The 14544-nt window shown below is 70.8% G+C and carries 16 protein-coding genes; 7 read left to right on the top strand and 9 right to left on the bottom strand.

Annotation, left to right across the window (positions count from 1 at the left end; all coding sequences use genetic code 11):
• Positions 1 to 39: 39 nt before the first annotated feature.
• Both AB0I98_RS06655 and AB0I98_RS06650 read right to left on the bottom strand, forming a co-directional pair.
• Positions 40 to 1299: a metallophosphoesterase gene (locus AB0I98_RS06655; protein WP_362936194.1), complete on the bottom strand. Its 1260-nt coding sequence runs from the start codon at positions 1297 to 1299 to the stop codon at positions 40 to 42.
• A gap of 45 nt (positions 1300 to 1344) precedes the next feature.
• Entirely contained in the window at positions 1345 to 1587 is a 243-nt protein-coding gene (locus AB0I98_RS06650) for an SCO4848 family membrane protein (RefSeq protein WP_210578149.1), read from the bottom strand.
• Positions 1588 to 1678: 91 nt separating this feature from the next.
• On the opposite strand from AB0I98_RS06650, the gene AB0I98_RS06645 reads away from it, so the two are divergent.
• Positions 1679 to 2965 (top strand): D-alanyl-D-alanine carboxypeptidase, encoded by a 1287-nt coding sequence (locus AB0I98_RS06645; RefSeq protein WP_362936191.1) that lies wholly within the window; start codon positions 1679 to 1681, stop codon positions 2963 to 2965.
• Here AB0I98_RS06645 and AB0I98_RS06640 read toward each other — a convergent pair.
• The 4 genes from AB0I98_RS06640 to AB0I98_RS06625 are packed head-to-tail and all read right to left on the bottom strand — an operon-like array spanning position 2913 to position 5722.
• On the bottom strand, positions 2913 to 3821 hold the full coding sequence (locus AB0I98_RS06640; RefSeq protein ID WP_362936188.1) for a YihY/virulence factor BrkB family protein: 909 nt from the start codon (positions 3819 to 3821) through the stop codon (positions 2913 to 2915). The two genes, AB0I98_RS06645 and AB0I98_RS06640, sit on opposite strands and share 53 nt — an antisense overlap.
• Positions 3809 to 4273: a GtrA family protein gene (locus AB0I98_RS06635; protein WP_362936185.1), complete on the bottom strand. Its 465-nt coding sequence runs from the start codon at positions 4271 to 4273 to the stop codon at positions 3809 to 3811. The genes AB0I98_RS06640 and AB0I98_RS06635 overlap by 13 nt, the downstream gene beginning before the upstream one ends.
• Positions 4234 to 5220 (bottom strand): decaprenyl-phosphate phosphoribosyltransferase, encoded by a 987-nt coding sequence (locus AB0I98_RS06630; RefSeq protein WP_362936182.1) that lies wholly within the window; start codon positions 5218 to 5220, stop codon positions 4234 to 4236. The genes AB0I98_RS06635 and AB0I98_RS06630 overlap by 40 nt, the downstream gene beginning before the upstream one ends.
• The gene (locus AB0I98_RS06625) at positions 5213 to 5722 is read right to left on the bottom strand and encodes a phosphatase PAP2 family protein (protein WP_362936179.1); all 510 of its coding nucleotides are present in this window, start codon (positions 5720 to 5722) and stop codon (positions 5213 to 5215) included. The genes AB0I98_RS06630 and AB0I98_RS06625 overlap by 8 nt, the downstream gene beginning before the upstream one ends.
• 130 nt (positions 5723 to 5852) lie before the next feature.
• On the opposite strand from AB0I98_RS06625, the gene AB0I98_RS06620 reads away from it, so the two are divergent.
• Together AB0I98_RS06620 and AB0I98_RS06615 are read left to right on the top strand one after the other, a co-directional pair.
• Complete coding sequence (locus AB0I98_RS06620) at positions 5853 to 7202, top strand: FAD-binding oxidoreductase (protein WP_362936176.1); 1350 nt, start codon at positions 5853 to 5855, stop codon at positions 7200 to 7202.
• Positions 7203 to 7221: 19 nt separating this feature from the next.
• Entirely contained in the window at positions 7222 to 7977 is a 756-nt protein-coding gene (locus AB0I98_RS06615) for a decaprenylphospho-beta-D-erythro-pentofuranosid-2-ulose 2-reductase (protein ID WP_362936173.1), read from the top strand.
• A 12-nt stretch (positions 7978 to 7989) separates the two neighbouring features.
• Here the strand turns inward: AB0I98_RS06615 and AB0I98_RS06610 are convergent, their stop codons facing one another.
• Entirely contained in the window at positions 7990 to 8568 is a 579-nt protein-coding gene (locus AB0I98_RS06610) for a 2'-5' RNA ligase family protein (protein ID WP_362936170.1), read from the bottom strand.
• A 148-nt stretch (positions 8569 to 8716) separates the two neighbouring features.
• Positions 8717 to 9730 carry a tryptophan--tRNA ligase gene (trpS, locus tag AB0I98_RS06605; RefSeq protein WP_362936167.1) on the bottom strand — a complete coding sequence of 338 codons (1014 nt, stop codon included), beginning with the start codon at positions 9728 to 9730 and terminating at the stop codon, positions 8717 to 8719.
• 142 nt (positions 9731 to 9872) lie between these two features.
• Between trpS and AB0I98_RS06600 the strand changes: the two genes are divergently transcribed.
• The 4 genes from AB0I98_RS06600 (at position 9873) to AB0I98_RS06585 (ending at position 12920) form a co-directional block, all read left to right on the top strand.
• Complete coding sequence (locus AB0I98_RS06600; protein WP_362936164.1) at positions 9873 to 10433, top strand: RNA polymerase sigma factor; 561 nt, start codon at positions 9873 to 9875, stop codon at positions 10431 to 10433.
• Complete coding sequence (locus AB0I98_RS06595) at positions 10426 to 11319, top strand: hypothetical protein (protein WP_362936161.1); 894 nt, start codon at positions 10426 to 10428, stop codon at positions 11317 to 11319. The genes AB0I98_RS06600 and AB0I98_RS06595 overlap by 8 nt, the downstream gene beginning before the upstream one ends.
• 141 nt (positions 11320 to 11460) lie before the next feature.
• Positions 11461 to 12120 carry a hypothetical protein gene (locus tag AB0I98_RS06590; RefSeq protein WP_362936158.1) on the top strand — a complete coding sequence of 220 codons (660 nt, stop codon included), beginning with the start codon at positions 11461 to 11463 and terminating at the stop codon, positions 12118 to 12120.
• A gap of 155 nt (positions 12121 to 12275) precedes the next feature.
• On the top strand, positions 12276 to 12920 hold the full coding sequence (locus AB0I98_RS06585) for a hypothetical protein (protein WP_362936476.1): 645 nt from the start codon (positions 12276 to 12278) through the stop codon (positions 12918 to 12920).
• A gap of 39 nt (positions 12921 to 12959) precedes the next feature.
• On the opposite strand, the gene AB0I98_RS06580 is transcribed toward AB0I98_RS06585, so the two are convergent.
• On the bottom strand, positions 12960 to 14411 hold the full coding sequence (locus AB0I98_RS06580) for a glycine hydroxymethyltransferase (protein WP_362936155.1): 1452 nt from the start codon (positions 14409 to 14411) through the stop codon (positions 12960 to 12962).
• Positions 14412 to 14544 lie beyond the last annotated feature (133 nt).

Genomic DNA, 14544 nt, shown 5'->3' with positions numbered 1-14544 from the left:
AACGCACAACGCAACCCGGCACAATCCGCGAAGCGCTCGTCATGCCTGGCGTGACGCCAGTTCCACCACCGTGATGTCCGACGGCGCCCCCACCCGCGTCGGCGGCCCCCACGCGCCCGCGCCGCGGGTGACGTAGAGCTGGGTGTCGCCGTAGCGCTCCAGGCCCGCGAGGGTCGGGTTGGCGGCCGCGGCGAGGAGGTTGCCGGGCCAGAGCTGTCCGCCGTGGGTGTGGCCGGAGAGCTGGAGGTCGACGCCGTGATCTACGGCGTCGTGGATCTGGACGGGCTGGTGGGCGAGGAGCACGCACGCGCGTGCCGTGTCCCGGTCGCCGAGGGCCTTCGCGTAGTCCGGGCCCTGGCCCTCGTCCTCGCCCGAGACGTCGTTGACGCCCGCGAGGTCGAAGTGGGTCAGCTCCGTACGGGCGTTCTCCAGCGGGCGCAGGCCGAGCCGGCGTACCTCCTCGACCCACTGCTCGGCGCCGGAGAAGTACTCGTGGTTGCCGGTGACGAAGTACGCGCCGTGCCGTGCCGTCAGCTGCGCCAGGGGTGCCGCCGCCGGGCCCAGGTCCTTGACGCTGCCGTCCACCAGGTCGCCGACCACCGCGATCAGGTCGGGCTGGGTCGCGTTGATCGTGTCGACGACCTTCTGCGCGAAGCCCCGGCCGAGGACCGGCCCCAGGTGGATGTCACTGACGACGGCGATCCGGAAACCGTGCGCCGCGCGCGGGAGTTTGGCCAGCGGGACGGTGACCCGTTTCACACTCGGGCCGTTCAGGACGCCGTACGTGCCGACCCCGACCGTGCCGACGGCGGCCGCTGCCACGGTGCCGCCGATGACTCGGGAGACGAAGAGGCGGCGGGAGGGGGCGGGCGTGGCCTCGGGGGATGCGGGCTCCGGCGCGGGCGGGTCGGCCGGCGCACCCACCGGTACGGGTTCCTCCTGCGGTACGGCCTGCGGTACGGCGACTTCCGCGTCCGCCCGCCGTTCCAGCCAGCGCCGCAGCAGTGGCCGTACGACCTCACCCGCCAGCACACCCAGAAGCAGATATATCGACAGGGCCAGCCACAGGAAGCCCGGCCAGGCCAGGAGCTGCTGGAGCCAGAAGGGGGCGCCGGAGCGTTCGGCCACGAAGGCCGCGACCGTCAGGGCCCAGCCGCCTGCGATCAGCACCGCGCCCGCACGGCGCACCAGGCCCGGACCGCGCGTCGTGTCGCGGAACAGGCGGCGCCAGACGAACCAGTTGCCCGCCACCAACGCGCTCAGCACGAGCAGCGCCACGAGCGCGAAGACGATGACCACGATGTCGTATCCCTCAGTTGTCGACGGTGCCGTACGGCTTGTCAGCTATGACGTTCGGCGCAGTGCGCGAATTCCGCGCAACCCGATGCCGCCGACGACCGTCCCCAATACGAAGGAAACGACGGCGAGCAGCAGGTGCACCCAGAAGTACGCGGTCGGGTCGCCCGCGTCGTCGAACGCGAGCCCGCTGCCGTCCTTGACGAGGTTCTTGACGAAAGTGATCCAGATGATCCAGCTCCACACCCCGAAGGCGAGCAGGAACCAGGAGACGGGGCGGCTGAGCTTCATGCCTTCAGTATCGCCGCCGCCTGTCCGGATCCGCCGCCGGGGTGGGGCGGGCGGTGGGACTTCCCGGCCCGCGACAGGTACGTTCTCGACCGTGTCCGCACCCATGAAGACCGCCAGGCGATCCCTGCTGGTCACTTCCGCCACGTTGTTGTCCCTCTCGCTGACCGCCGCGCCGGTTCTCGCGGCGCCCAAGCCGACACCGAAGCCGACACCCTCGGCCACTCCCCCGGCGAACATGTCGGCCGTGGGCGGCGCCCTGCTCGGGAAGGCGGGGCCGCAGGTCAATCTCGCGAGCGGGGTGCCGGTGCTCCCCAAGGATCTGTCCGCGCGGTCGTGGATCGTCTCCGACGCCGAGTCGGGTGACGTGTTGGCCGCGAACAACGCGCACTGGCGGCTGCCCCCGGCGAGCACGCTGAAGATGCTGTTCGCGGACACCGTGCTGCCGAAGTTCCCGAAGACCATGAAGCACACCGTGGTGCCCAGCGACCTGGCCGACATCGGCACCGGATCCAGCATGGTCGGGATCAAGGAAGGCGAGACGTACACGGTCCACGACCTGTGGCTCGGCGTCTTCCTGCGCTCCGGCAACGACGCGGTGCATGTGCTGTCCGCGATGAACGACGGCGTCGCGGACACCGTCAAGGAGATGAACGAGCACGCCGAGGAGCTCCAGGCCCTCGACACGAACGTGGTCAGCCCCGACGGCTACGACGCCCCCGGGCAGGTCTCCTCCGCGTACGACCTGACGCTGATCGCCCGCTCCGGGCTGCAGAAGAAGGACTTCCGCGAGTACTGCTCCACGGTGTCCGCGAAGTTCCCGGGCAAGACGACGAAGAACAAGAAGGGCAAGACGGTCCGCGAGACCTTCGAGATCCAGAACACCAACCGGCTGCTGACCGGCGACAGCGGCCTCGCCCAGTACCAGGGCATCGCCGGCGTCAAGAACGGCAACACCACCAACGCCGGCTCCACCTTCACCGGCGTCGCCGAGCGCAACGGCAAGGTGCTGCTGGTCACCGTCATGAACCCGGAGAAGGACGCGGCCAACGAGGTCTACAAGGAGACCGCCGCGCTCTTCGACTGGGGATTCAAGGCGGCCGGGAAGGTGGAGCCGGTGGGCGAGTTGGTGCCTCCGAAGAGCGCCACGCAGGCCGACGCCCAGCCGGGTGCGAACGACGGCGGTGAGGCCGGTGGCGCCGGGGACAGCGAGGCGTCCGCGAAGCCGGTGACGGGCGCGGCGGCCCAGAGCGGTTCCGGCGGGGTGGGGGTCGCGTTCGCGATCACCGGCGGGGTGCTGGTGCTGCTCGCGGCGGGCGCGTTCCTGGTCAACCGCCGGTGGCCGCTGCCTGATCTGGTACGTCGCCGGACGCGTCCGTGACCTCGGTCTCCTTGCTCCCCGTCGCCGTCCACGCGGCACAGAACAGGACCAGCTTCGAGGTGAAGTTGATCCACAGCAGCAGGGCGACGGGGACGCCGAACGCGCCGTACATGCTCTTCGCGGCCACGCCCTGCATATAGCCGCTGAGCAGCAGCTTGAGGAGCTCGAACCCGATCGCGCCGATCAGCGCGGCCACCATCAGCCGGCGGCGCGAGGGTTCGACGCCGGGCAGCAGGGTGAGGACGTACAGGAGTACGAGGAAGTTCGCGAGGACGGCGACGGCGAACGCGGCGATGTACAGCAGGACCCCGCCCCAGCCGCCCTCCTTGATGCCGATCTGCTCAGTGATCCAGCCGACCATCGCGGAGGCGACGGTGGAGGCGGCCAGCGTCACGAGGAGCGCTCCGCCGAGGCCTACGAGGATGCCCGCGTCCTTGGCCTTGCTCAGGACCGGGTTCTCCTCGCTGTCGGGCAGCTCCCACACCGCGCGCAGACAGTCGCGCATCGAGCCGACCCAGCCGATGCCGGTGAACAGCAGCAGGGCGCCGGCGATGAGGCCGACGGTGCCGGCGTTGGCGACCAGGCCGTCGATGTTGAGCTGCTCGGAGATGCCGGGCACCTGCTCGGCGATCTTGTCCTCCAGCTCGTTCTGCCGGGACTCGCTGAGGGTCGCCGCCGCGATGGCGGCGGCCACCGTCAGCAGCGGGAAGAGCGCCACGAAGCTGATGAACGTCATCGCGGCGGCCAGCCGCGTCCACTTCACCCGGTCCAGACGCTCGTACGACCGCCACGCGTGCGTGACCATCAACCGGGCCACCAGCGGCCCGACGACAGGGAGCTTTTTCAGCCAGTCCATGATCCGACTCTGCCCTCGTTGCGGAAGACCAATGTCCGAGTGCCCCAAAACCGCAGGACAGTGGCGATCGCCATGCCGATTCCCGCGCCGGATACGGTGTCCGCGCGCTGCGAGGTGAAGCCGAGGCCATAGTGGCTGACGGCGAGGCACAGAAGCTGGACGAGCGCTCCCGCGGCGTTCACCGCGAAGAAGACGGCATACGGGCGCAGGCCGCGCGGTCCGGTGGCCCGGTAGGTGCCGAACGCGTTGCCCACGTACGCCACGGAGCAGCCCGCCACGAAGGAGATCACCTTGGCGGTGAGCGGTTCGAGTCCGACCGGTCCGCGCAGCCAGGTGAAGAGGGCGAGGTCGGCGGCGTAGGCGAGGAGGCCCACTGAGCCGAATCCCAGCAGTTCACGGCCGCGCGGGAGGTTCACCAGTTGGCCACCGCCAAGCCGTACATCGCCAGCCATGCCAGCGCGATGAGTGCGAGGGCGCGGTCGTGGAGGACGACGTCCTCGGGTTCGCCCGCGGTGCCGCGGTCGGCGAAGACGGCGTAGCGGAGGATCGCCACGATGAAGGCGACCATGGACAGCTGCCGCCACGGCAGGACGCTGGTGTTGGGGACGCCGCCCTCCTCGAGGGCCCACAGGCAGTACCCGAGGACGGCGACGCCGGCCGCCAGCTGCCATACGAAACGCAGGTAGCCGGTGGTGTATTCGCTGAGCAATGCGCGCGTGGCGCCCGCTGTGCCGGCCAGCTGGACGGCTTCGGAGTAGCGCTTGGCGGACACCATGAACAGCGCGCCGAAGCCGGTGGTGATCAGAAACCAGCTGGACAGGGGGATGTCGAGCGCGAGCCCGCCCACCATCGCGCGCATCAGGAAGCCGGTCGTGACGACGACGAGGTCGACGACCAGGACGTGCTTGAGGCTGATGCAGTACGCCAGTTGCATGCCGATGTACGCGGTCAGCAGCGCCGCGACGGCGGGCGTGGTGAGCCAGGCCGCCGCGAGGGGCGCGAGGACGGCGAGGGCGCCGCCGACGGCGTACGCGACGGGTACGGGGACCTGGCCGGCGGCGACGGGGCGGTGGCACTTGGTGGGGTGGGCGCGGTCGGCCTCGGCGTCGCGGGCGTCGTTGATCAGGTAGACGGCGGCGGCGCAGGCCGTGAACAGCGCGAAGACCAGGGCGATACGGGTGAGTGCTCCCGGCACGAGCAACTGCCCGGCGGCCGCGGGGGCGGCGACGACCAGGACGTTCTTGACCCACTGCTTGGGGCGTGCGGTCGTGAGGAGGCCGTGGAGAAGGGTGCGTTTGGGGGGCGCGTTGGGGGTGGGGCGCGCGCCGTCCGGGTAGTGCGCGGCTTTGGTGGGGCGTGTGCCGTCGGCGGAGGTCCTGAGAGGCGCTGCCTCAGTCATGTCTGCTCCCTCGCATCCAGCGCGCCCCGAGCCGCGCCGTCAGCGCTCCGAGGGCGGCCCCCGCCGCGACGTCGGAGGGGTAGTGCACGCCGACGACCAGGCGGGAGAGGCACATGGCGACGGCGAGCGGGGGGACGAGGGGGGCGCCGAGTGCGCCGTAGGCGACGGCGGCCGCGGCTGCCGAGGTGGCGTGCGAGCTCGGGAAGGAGTGACGGCCGGCGGTGCGCACGCGGGGCGCGAGACGCGTGGGACGCGCACGGCGTACGACGCGCTTCACGCCCATGCTGGCGACGTGCGCGCCCGCGGTGAGCGCTGTGCCCCGCAACCAGGCACCGCGCCGCGCTCCGTCCACGGCCGCACCGGCGAGACCCGCCGCGATCCACAGCGCACCGTGCTCACCCGCCCACGACAGGGCGCGCGCGGCGCCCGCTACGCGCGGGTCCGCACCGCAAGCGTGGAATGCGGAAAGGATTCGGTCGTCCATGGTGTCGAAGTCGTCCACTGGACTCACTGTTCACGCCACCCCTGCCGGAATTACGGCAATATTGAGCGACATCCCATTAATCACCCATTTCGGCGAGTGACGGAATGTTACGAAACAGGGCGATAAGCCTCGGCTATACGGTCACCGCATGTCTGCCGACACCGTTTCCGTCACGGGATGGGGCCGCACCGCTCCCACCGCCGCCCGGCTGATCCGCCCACGGACGTACGAGGAGGCGGCGGCGGCAGTCCGGGACTGCGGGGCCCGCGGCAGCATCCCCAGAGGGCTGGGACGGGCGTACGGGGACGCGGCGCAGAACGCCGGCGGGACCGTGCTCGACATGACGGGCCTGAACCGCATCCACGCCATCGACGCCGACGGCGGCACCGTCCTGTGCGACGCGGGTGTCTCGCTGCACCGCCTGATGGAAGTCCTGCTGCCGCTCGGCTGGTTCGTCCCCGTCACGCCCGGCACCCGTCAGGTGACCGTCGGCGGCGCGATCGGCGCCGACATCCACGGCAAGAACCACCATGTGTCCGGCTCCTTCACCCGGCACGTCCTGTCCCTGGAACTCCTCACCGCCGACGGCGAGATCCGCACCGTCGGCCGCGACACCCCCCTCTTCGACGCGACGGCCGGCGGCATGGGCCTGACCGGGGTCATCCTGACCGCGACGGTCCAGCTCCAGCCGGTACAGACCTCCCTCATGTCCGTCGACACCGAACGCGCCACGGACCTCGACGACCTGATGGCCCGTCTGACCGCGACCGACCACCTCTACCGCTACTCGGTCGCCTGGATCGACCTCCTGGCACGCGGCGCGGCGACGGGCCGCGCGGTGCTGACCCGCGGCGACCACGCACCACTCGACACACTGCCCGCACGCGCGCGTAGAGCCCCGCTTTCCTTCCGCCCCGCCCAGTTGCCGCCCGCCCCCGCCTTCCTCCCGGAGGGGCTGCTCACCCGCACCACCGTGGGCCTGTTCAACGAACTCTGGTACCGGAAGGCGCCACGCGCGCGTGCCGGTCAGCTGCAGAAGCTCTCCACCTTCTTCCACCCCCTCGACGGCGTCCCCCACTGGAACCGCGTCTACGGCCGCGGCGGCTTCGTGCAGTACCAGTTCGTCGTCGGATACGGCCAGGAGGACGCCCTGCGCCGGATCGTGCGGCGTATCTCCGAGCACCGCTGCCCGTCGTTCCTCGCCGTCCTCAAGCGCTTCGGGGACGCCGACCCGGGCTGGCTCTCCTTCCCGGTGCCCGGCTGGACGCTGGCCGTGGACATCCCGGCCGGACTGCCCGGCCTCGGCGCCTTCCTCGACGAACTGGACGAGGAGGTGGCCGCGGCGGGCGGGCGCGTCTACCTGGCCAAGGACTCCCGGCTGCGCCCGGAACTGCTCACCTCGATGTACCCCCGACTCGACGAATTCCGCGCTCTGCGTGCGCAGTTGGACCCACGCGGGGTGTTCGTGTCGGACCTGTCGCGCCGCCTCACCCTCTAGGCAACCTCTAGGAGCTGTCGTGAAGGACGCCTTCGGCCTCCCCCAGTCCCTGCTCGTCCTCGGCGGTACGTCCGAGATCGCGCTGGCCACCGCGCGCCGCCTGATCGCGCGCCGCACCCGCACGGTGTGGCTGGCGGGCCGCCCGACGCCCGCGCTCGACGGGGCCGCCGCCGAACTGCGTGCCCTGGGGGCCGAGGTGCACACCGTCCCCTTCGACGCGCTCGACCCCGGCTCCCACGAAACGGTGCTCGGCAAGGTCTTCGCCGAGGGCGACATCGACATGGTGCTGCTCGCCTTCGGCATCCTCGGCGACCAGGCGCACGACGAGCGCGATCCGGCCGCCGCGGTACGGGTCGCGCAGACCAACTACACGGGCGCGGTGTCCTCGGCGCTCGTCGCCGCGCGCGCGTTGCAGACCCAGGGCCACGGCTCCCTGGTCGTGCTCTCCTCCGTCGCCGGCGAACGCGCCCGCCGCGCCAATTTCATCTACGGCTCCAGCAAGGCCGGCCTCGACACCTTCACCCAGGGCCTGGGCGACGCGCTCCACGGCACCGGCGTACACGTCATGGTCGTACGCCCCGGGTTCGTACGGTCGAAGATGACCGCCGGCCGGGAAGAGGCACCGCTCGCCACGACTCCGGAGGCGGTCGCGACGGCCATCGAGCTGGGCCTGAGGCGGCGCTCGGAGACGGTGTGGGTGCCGGGCGCACTGCGGCTGGTGATGTCGGCGCTGCGGCATGTGCCACGGGCGGTGTTCCGGCGGCTGCCGATCTAGGACCGGACAGGCCTAGCGAGTCGGCAGGGAGCCCCGCTCCACGTGGCCCGGCTGCGGTGGTACGACCGCACTGCCGAAGGTGAACTCGCGCAGCTTGCGCCATACGCCGTCGGGGCCCTGTTCGTAGAGCGCGAAGCCGGTGCAGGGCCAGGCGGCGGTGTAGTCGGCGAGTGCCTCGAAGGCGCGGTCCATCGCCTCGTCGTCGATGCCGTGCGCCACGGTGACGTGCGGGTGGTACGGGAACTGCAGTTCGCGCGCCACCGGGCCGGAGGCGTCGCGGACCTGCTTCTGCAGCCAGGTGCAGGCCGCGGCGCCCTCGACGACCTGGACGAACACGACCGGGGACAGGGGGCGGAAGGTGCCCGTGCCGGACAGCCGCATCGGGAAGGGACGCACGGCTGCCGCGACCTCGATGAGATGTGCCTCGATCGCGGGCAGGTCGCCGTCGTCGACCTCTGTCGGCGGCAGCAGCGTGACGTGCGTGGGGATGCCGTGCGCCGCGGCGTCGCCGAAGCCCGCGCGCCGCTCCTGGAGCAGGCTGCCGTGCGGCTCCGGGACCGCGATCGACACACCGATCGTTACGGTCCCCACGTCGTCTCCTGTCGTCTTTGCGGGTGCGTTCCCAGCCGTCCGGCTATCGACTGTACGGCCACGGGTGTGTTGTGGGCAGGCGCAACCGTAGTGATGTGCAGCGCTCTGCCCAGTGGTACGTCTGTGCGGTGGTACGCCTGAGTGCCTGTCAGTGCTTCGCGGGCAGGAAGCCCACCCGGTCGTACGCCTGGGCGAGCGTCTCCGCGGCGACGGCACGCGCTTTCTCCGCGCCCTTGGCGAGGATCGAGTCCAGCGTCTCCGGGTCGTCCAGATACTGCTGGGTGCGCTCGCGGAACGGCGTCACGAACTCGACCATGAGCTCGGCGAGGTCGGTCTTGATCGCGCCGTAGCCCTTGCCGTCGTACTTCTGCTCCAGGTCCGCGATCCCCTCGCCCGTGAGGGTCGAGTAGATGGTGAGCAGGTTGCTGACGCCCGGCTTGTTCTCCGCGTCGAAGCGGATCACGGTGTCCGTGTCGGTGACCGCGCTCTTGACCTTCTTGGCGGTGGCCTTGGGATCGTCGAGCAGGTTGATCAACCCCTTCGGGGTCGATGCCGACTTGCTCATCTTGATCGACGGGTCCTGGAGGTCGTAGATCTTCGCCGTCTCCCGGAGGATGTACGGCTTCGGGATCGTGAAGGTCTCGCCGAAGCGGCCGTTGAAGCGCTCGGCGAGGTCACGGGTGAGCTCGATGTGCTGGCGCTGGTCCTCGCCGACCGGGACCTCGTTCGCCTGGTAGAGCAGGATGTCCGCGACCTGGAGGACCGGGTAGGTGAAGAGGCCGACGCTGGCGCGGTCGGCGCCCTGCTTGGCGGACTTGTCCTTGAACTGGGTCATGCGGGACGCCTCGCCGAAGCCGGTGAGGCAGTTCATGATCCAGGCGAGCTGGGCGTGCTCGGGGACATGGCTCTGTACGAAGAGCGTGCAGCGCTCCGCGTCGAGTCCTGCGGCCAGCAGCTGCGCCGCGGCGAGGCGGGTGTTGGCCCGCAGCTCCTTCGGGTCCTGCGGAACCGTGAGCGCGTGCAGGTCGACGACCATGTAGAACGCGTCGTGGGTCTCCTGCAGGGCCACCCACTGACGGACGGCGCCGAGGTAGTTGCCGAGGTGGAACGAGCCTGCGGTGGGCTGGATTCCGGAGAGCACGCGGGGACGATCAGAAGCCATGTTCACCATTCTCTCAGGTCTCAGGGGGCGATCCGGAACGGGCTGAGAACTGGCCGGGAACAGGTGGGAACCGATCTGGCCCCGGCGGTGTAACAAGAGTGTGAGGACGCGGGAGGGGGGCCGCATCGTCGATGAGGCCGCGGTGATCGCACGCGTACGCGCCGGAGAGCCGGAGGCGTATGCGGAGCTGGTGCGGGCCCATACGGGCATCGCGCTGCGTGCGGCCGCGGCGCTCGGGGCGGGTGCGGACGCGGAAGACGTGGTGCAGCAGGCCTTCGTGAAGGCGTACTGCGCGCTGGCCCGGTTCAAGGACGGCGCGGCGTTCAAGCCCTGGCTGCTGTCGATCGTCGCCAATGAGACGAGGAACACAGTGCGCACGGCGGCCCGCCAGCGCACGCTCGCCGGCCGTGAGGCGGCGTTCGCGGAGGCGGAGCCGCTGATACCGGATGCGGCGGACCCGGCGGTCGCGGCCCTGGAGATAGAGCGCCGGGTCGCGCTGCAGGCAGCCCTGGAGAAGCTGAGCGAGGAGCACCGTCTGGTCGTCACCTACCGCTATCTGCTGGAGATGGATGAGTCCGAGACGGCCCAGGCCCTGGGCTGGCCCAGGGGCACGGTGAAGTCCCGGCTCAACCGCGCCCTGCGGAAGCTGGGCAGGCTGCTGCCGGATTTCCAGCCTCGGGAAGGGGGTGATGAGCATGAGTGACGGCCAGGAGTCGTACGACGACCAGGGCGGCGGCCGGCGTCGCGGCGAGGCCTCGCGGCTGCCGGAGGAGCTGAGGGCGCTGGGCCGGTCGCTGGACAGGCCCGGGGCCGACGGTTCCGAGACGATGGTCGAGCGGGTGCTGCAGCAGATACTCGCCGAGCAGGTGCCGGTGCCGGTGGCCGAGCCCTCGGGCAGCGGTGAGCGGCTGCGGGCGGTCCGGCGGTGGACGCGGGTGCGATGGCGTTCACTGACCGCGGCCCTGTGCGGTCTGCTGACGGTGCTGGTGCTCACGCCTCCGGTGCGGGCCACGGTCTTCGACTGGTTCGACTTCGGCGGGGTCGAGGTGCGGTACGACCCGTCGGCGGAGCCTTCTCCGGGTGCCGAGGTGCCCGGCTGCGGGAGGTCGGTGTCGCTGGCGCAAGCGGAGCAGCGGGCCGGGTTCGCGCCACAGGTGCCCAAGGCGTTCGGCGCGCCGGACGCCGTGTCGGTGACGGCCGAGCCGCGGGGGCGGTTCCTGGTGACGCTGTGCCGTCAGGAGGACGGGCGCACCATCCGGCTGGACGAGTACCCGGCCCGCCTGGACCTCTCCTTCGCCAAGACCGTGCGCGAACAGCCGGAGTGGCTGCAACTGGGCGGTGACGGCACATCGGGCTCTGACACGGCCCTGTGGTTCCGCCGGCCACACCTGCTCAGCTTCTGGCTGATCGACGAGAACGGGGACCGCTACACCCGCAAGGAACGGACAGCGGGTCCGACGCTGCTGTGGATGCACCGCACGGCGGACGGCGAGGACATGACGCTGCGGCTGGAGGGAGTGGCGTCGAGGGAACGGGCGGTGGAGATCGCGAAGTCGCTCGAGAAATCCTCAAAATCCGGATCCGAATAGTGCGGCAAAGGTGGGAACCCCGGCGGGTCGGGCGGTGTACCAGAAGTGACACGCGGCCCACGGACGGGCCGCACCGGACCAGTGGGGGACCTCATGGTGAGGATGCGTCAACTGATCGCTACAGCAGGGGGATTGGCCGCGATGCTGACCCTGGCTCTCCTGGGCGCGCCTCCCGCGTCCGCCGGCGGCCCGACGAGCGTGCTTCTGGCCTCGCCGACCACTCAGCAGGCCACGGGGCTCTACTCCACGGACCTGGAGTACACCACGCTGCAGACACTGCTCGATCAGACGGGCCGTGTTCTCGACGCGGACAAGCGGCCCACTGAGCTGATCGCCGACGCGGGCGAGTCCATCAACATCACGTGGATGATCCACGATGCGACGCCCTGGCGACAGGACTCCGTGATCGTGGGCGGCACTAAGGACATATGGATCAACACGGCCATGGGCACACCGCCCAAAGGAAACGACCAATGGAAGAAGGCTGAGCAGCCGGCTCAGTTGCACACCCTGCTCGCAAAGCTCGGCGTGATCGACAAGATCCCGAACCCGGGATCCGCCGGTGCTGCGGACAAGGGCGGCACGGCGGACCAGGGCAGCGCGGCGGACAAGGCGGCCACCACGACTCGGGCAGCCACCACAGGCGCTTCCGACAGCACCGACTGGTGGTGGGCGCTCCCGGGTGCGGCGGCCGGAGCCGTGCTGGCGCTGGTGCTGCGACCGTTCGCCGCAAGGAAGCTGCCTCTGCCGCTTCTGCGCGGCACGGAGGGAGGCCCGCGGCAGGAGCTTCGCGACCTCTGAGGCCATCTGCGGTCATCTGCGGTCGGTGGATCAGAAGACAGGCCGGGAGATCAGTAGGGAGGGGGACCGCTGTGAGATCGGGAGAGGGAGGAATGGCCCACCGTCGCAGACGCACGATGAGGCGACTCGCCGCGCTGACGCCGGTGCCGCTGGCGATGGCTCTGTTCACTGCGCCCGCGGTGGCCGCACCGGGGCCGGGCGGGGACATACCCGATCTGGCGATCGTGATGGCGGGCGGCACAGGGCGGACGACGGTGCTGCGCTCCGGCGAGCAGGACTTCGCCCGTTTCTGGCAGCTGCTGCAGCCCACCTACACCCGGACGGAGCGGGTGCCGGAGGGCTGGTTCGAGGGCCGGTATCCGCGGGTGCGGATCATCGTGGTGTGGGGGATGACGGGGATCGGCGGCTGGCCGCAGTCCCATCGTCCGCCGGGCGGTGATGTGGCCTTGCAGCGGCAGGACCAGCTGTTCGTGGACGGGGACGGCACTCCTTGGGTCCGCTCGGATCCGGCACCGGATGTGCAGGACGACGACATCCGCTGGCACCGGGCGCCCCGCTCGGTCTTCGCGGAGCTGGACCGGAAAGGGCTGCTCGGGGCGGCAGGAGAGGGCACGGACGGCACGGATGGCGCCGGTGACACGCCCGTACAGGGGTCGGGCGAGGTCTGGTGGGCGCTGCCGGGGCTGGCCGTCGGGTTCGCTGCCGGCGTCGCCGGCACGCTGCTGATACGCCGCGCGGCGGCCGGGCACGGGGCCGGGCCGCCGCGGGAGGAGCCACGACAGGAGCTGATCGATCTTTGAGCGTCGATCCTTGAAGTTCCGTGGACGCCGGGTGAGGCGTCAGCCCAGGTCGATCTCCGGGTACAGCGGGAAGCCGGCGACCAGGTCGGTCGCGCGGTGGGAGATCTCGTCGGCGACCTTGGGGTCGAGGACGTGGGCGGCCTTGGAGGGGGCCCCCGACTTGGTGGTGCCGGGTTCCGTGGTGGTGAGGACGCGGTCGATGAGGGCGGCGACCTCGTCCATCTCGGCGGTGCCCAGGCCGCGGGTGGTCAGGGCGGGGGTGCCGATGCGGATACCGGACGTGTACCAGGCGCCGTTGGGGTCGGCCGGGATGGAGTTGCGGTTGGTGACGATGCCGGATTCGAGCAGGGCGGCCTCGGCCTGGCGGCCGGTGAGGCCGTAGGAGGAGGCGACATCGATCAGGTTGAGGTGGTTGTCGGTGCCGGCGGTCACCAGGGTCGCGCCCCGGCGCATCAGGCCGTCGGCGAGGGCGCGGGAGTTGTCGACGATGCGCTGGGCGTAGTCACGGAAGGAGGGCTGACGGGCCTCGGCGAGGGCGACGGCCTTGGCGGCCATGACATGCGGGAGCGGGCCGCCGAGGACCATCGGGCAGCCGCGGTCGACCTGGTCCTTGAGGGAGTCGTCGCACAGGACCATGCCGCCGCGGGGGCCACGGAGGGACTTGTGGGTGGTGGTGGTGACGATCTGGGCGTGCGGGATCGGGTCGAAGTCGCCGGTGAGGACCTTGCCGGCCACCAGGCCCGCGAAGTGCGCCATGTCCACCATCAGGGTCGCCCCGACCTCGTCGGCGATCTCCCGCATGATCCGGAAGTTCACGAGACGGGGGTAGGCGGAGTAGCCGGCGACGATGATCAGCGGCTTGAACTCGCGGGCGGAGGCGCGCAGGGCCTCGTAGTCCACCAGTCCGGTCTGCGGGTCGGTGCCGTAGGAGCGCTGGTCGAACATCTTGCCGGAGATGTTCGGGCGGAAGCCGTGGGTGAGGTGGCCGCCGGCGTCCAGGGACATGCCGAGCATGCGCTGGTTGCCGAAGGCCTGGCGGAGCTCGGCCCAGTCGGCCTCGGAGAGGTCGTTGACCTGGCGTACGCCGGCCTTCTCCAGGGCGGGGGCCTCGACGCGGGCGGCGAGGACGGACCAGAAGGCGACGAGGTTGGCGTCGATGCCGGAGTGCGGCTGGACGTAGGCGTGGCGGGCGCCGAAGAGTTCGCGGGCGTGCTCGGCGGCGAGGGACTCGACGGTGTCGACGTTGCGGCAGCCCGCGTAGAAGCGGCGGCCGATGGTGCCCTCGGCGTACTTGTCGCTGAACCAGTTGCCCATGGCGAGCAGGGTGGCCGGGGAGGCGTAGTTCTCGGAGGCGATCAGCTTGAGCATCTCGCGCTGATCGTGGACCTCCTGGCCGATGGCGTCGGCGACGCGCGGCTCGACGGCGCGGATCACGTCGAGGGCGGCACGGAAGGCGGTGGACTCGGTGGAGAGGGGCTGCTGGTCTGACATGTGGTCGGCCTCCGGGCGGCGTGGCTTGAAGCGGTCACGGTTCACGGTTCGGCCCAGGCGCACGGCACTCGCTCGGCGGGCCCGAGGGTCAGGCCGTCGAGGGCCGCTCCCCGATGGTCGGTCCCATCCCAGC

Origin of the sequence: Streptomyces sp. NPDC050211 (genome assembly GCF_040656035.1) — a bacterium.
Classification (GTDB): Bacteria; Actinomycetota; Actinomycetes; order Streptomycetales; family Streptomycetaceae; genus Streptomyces.
This window is presented reverse-complemented; position numbering and strand designations above follow the sequence as displayed.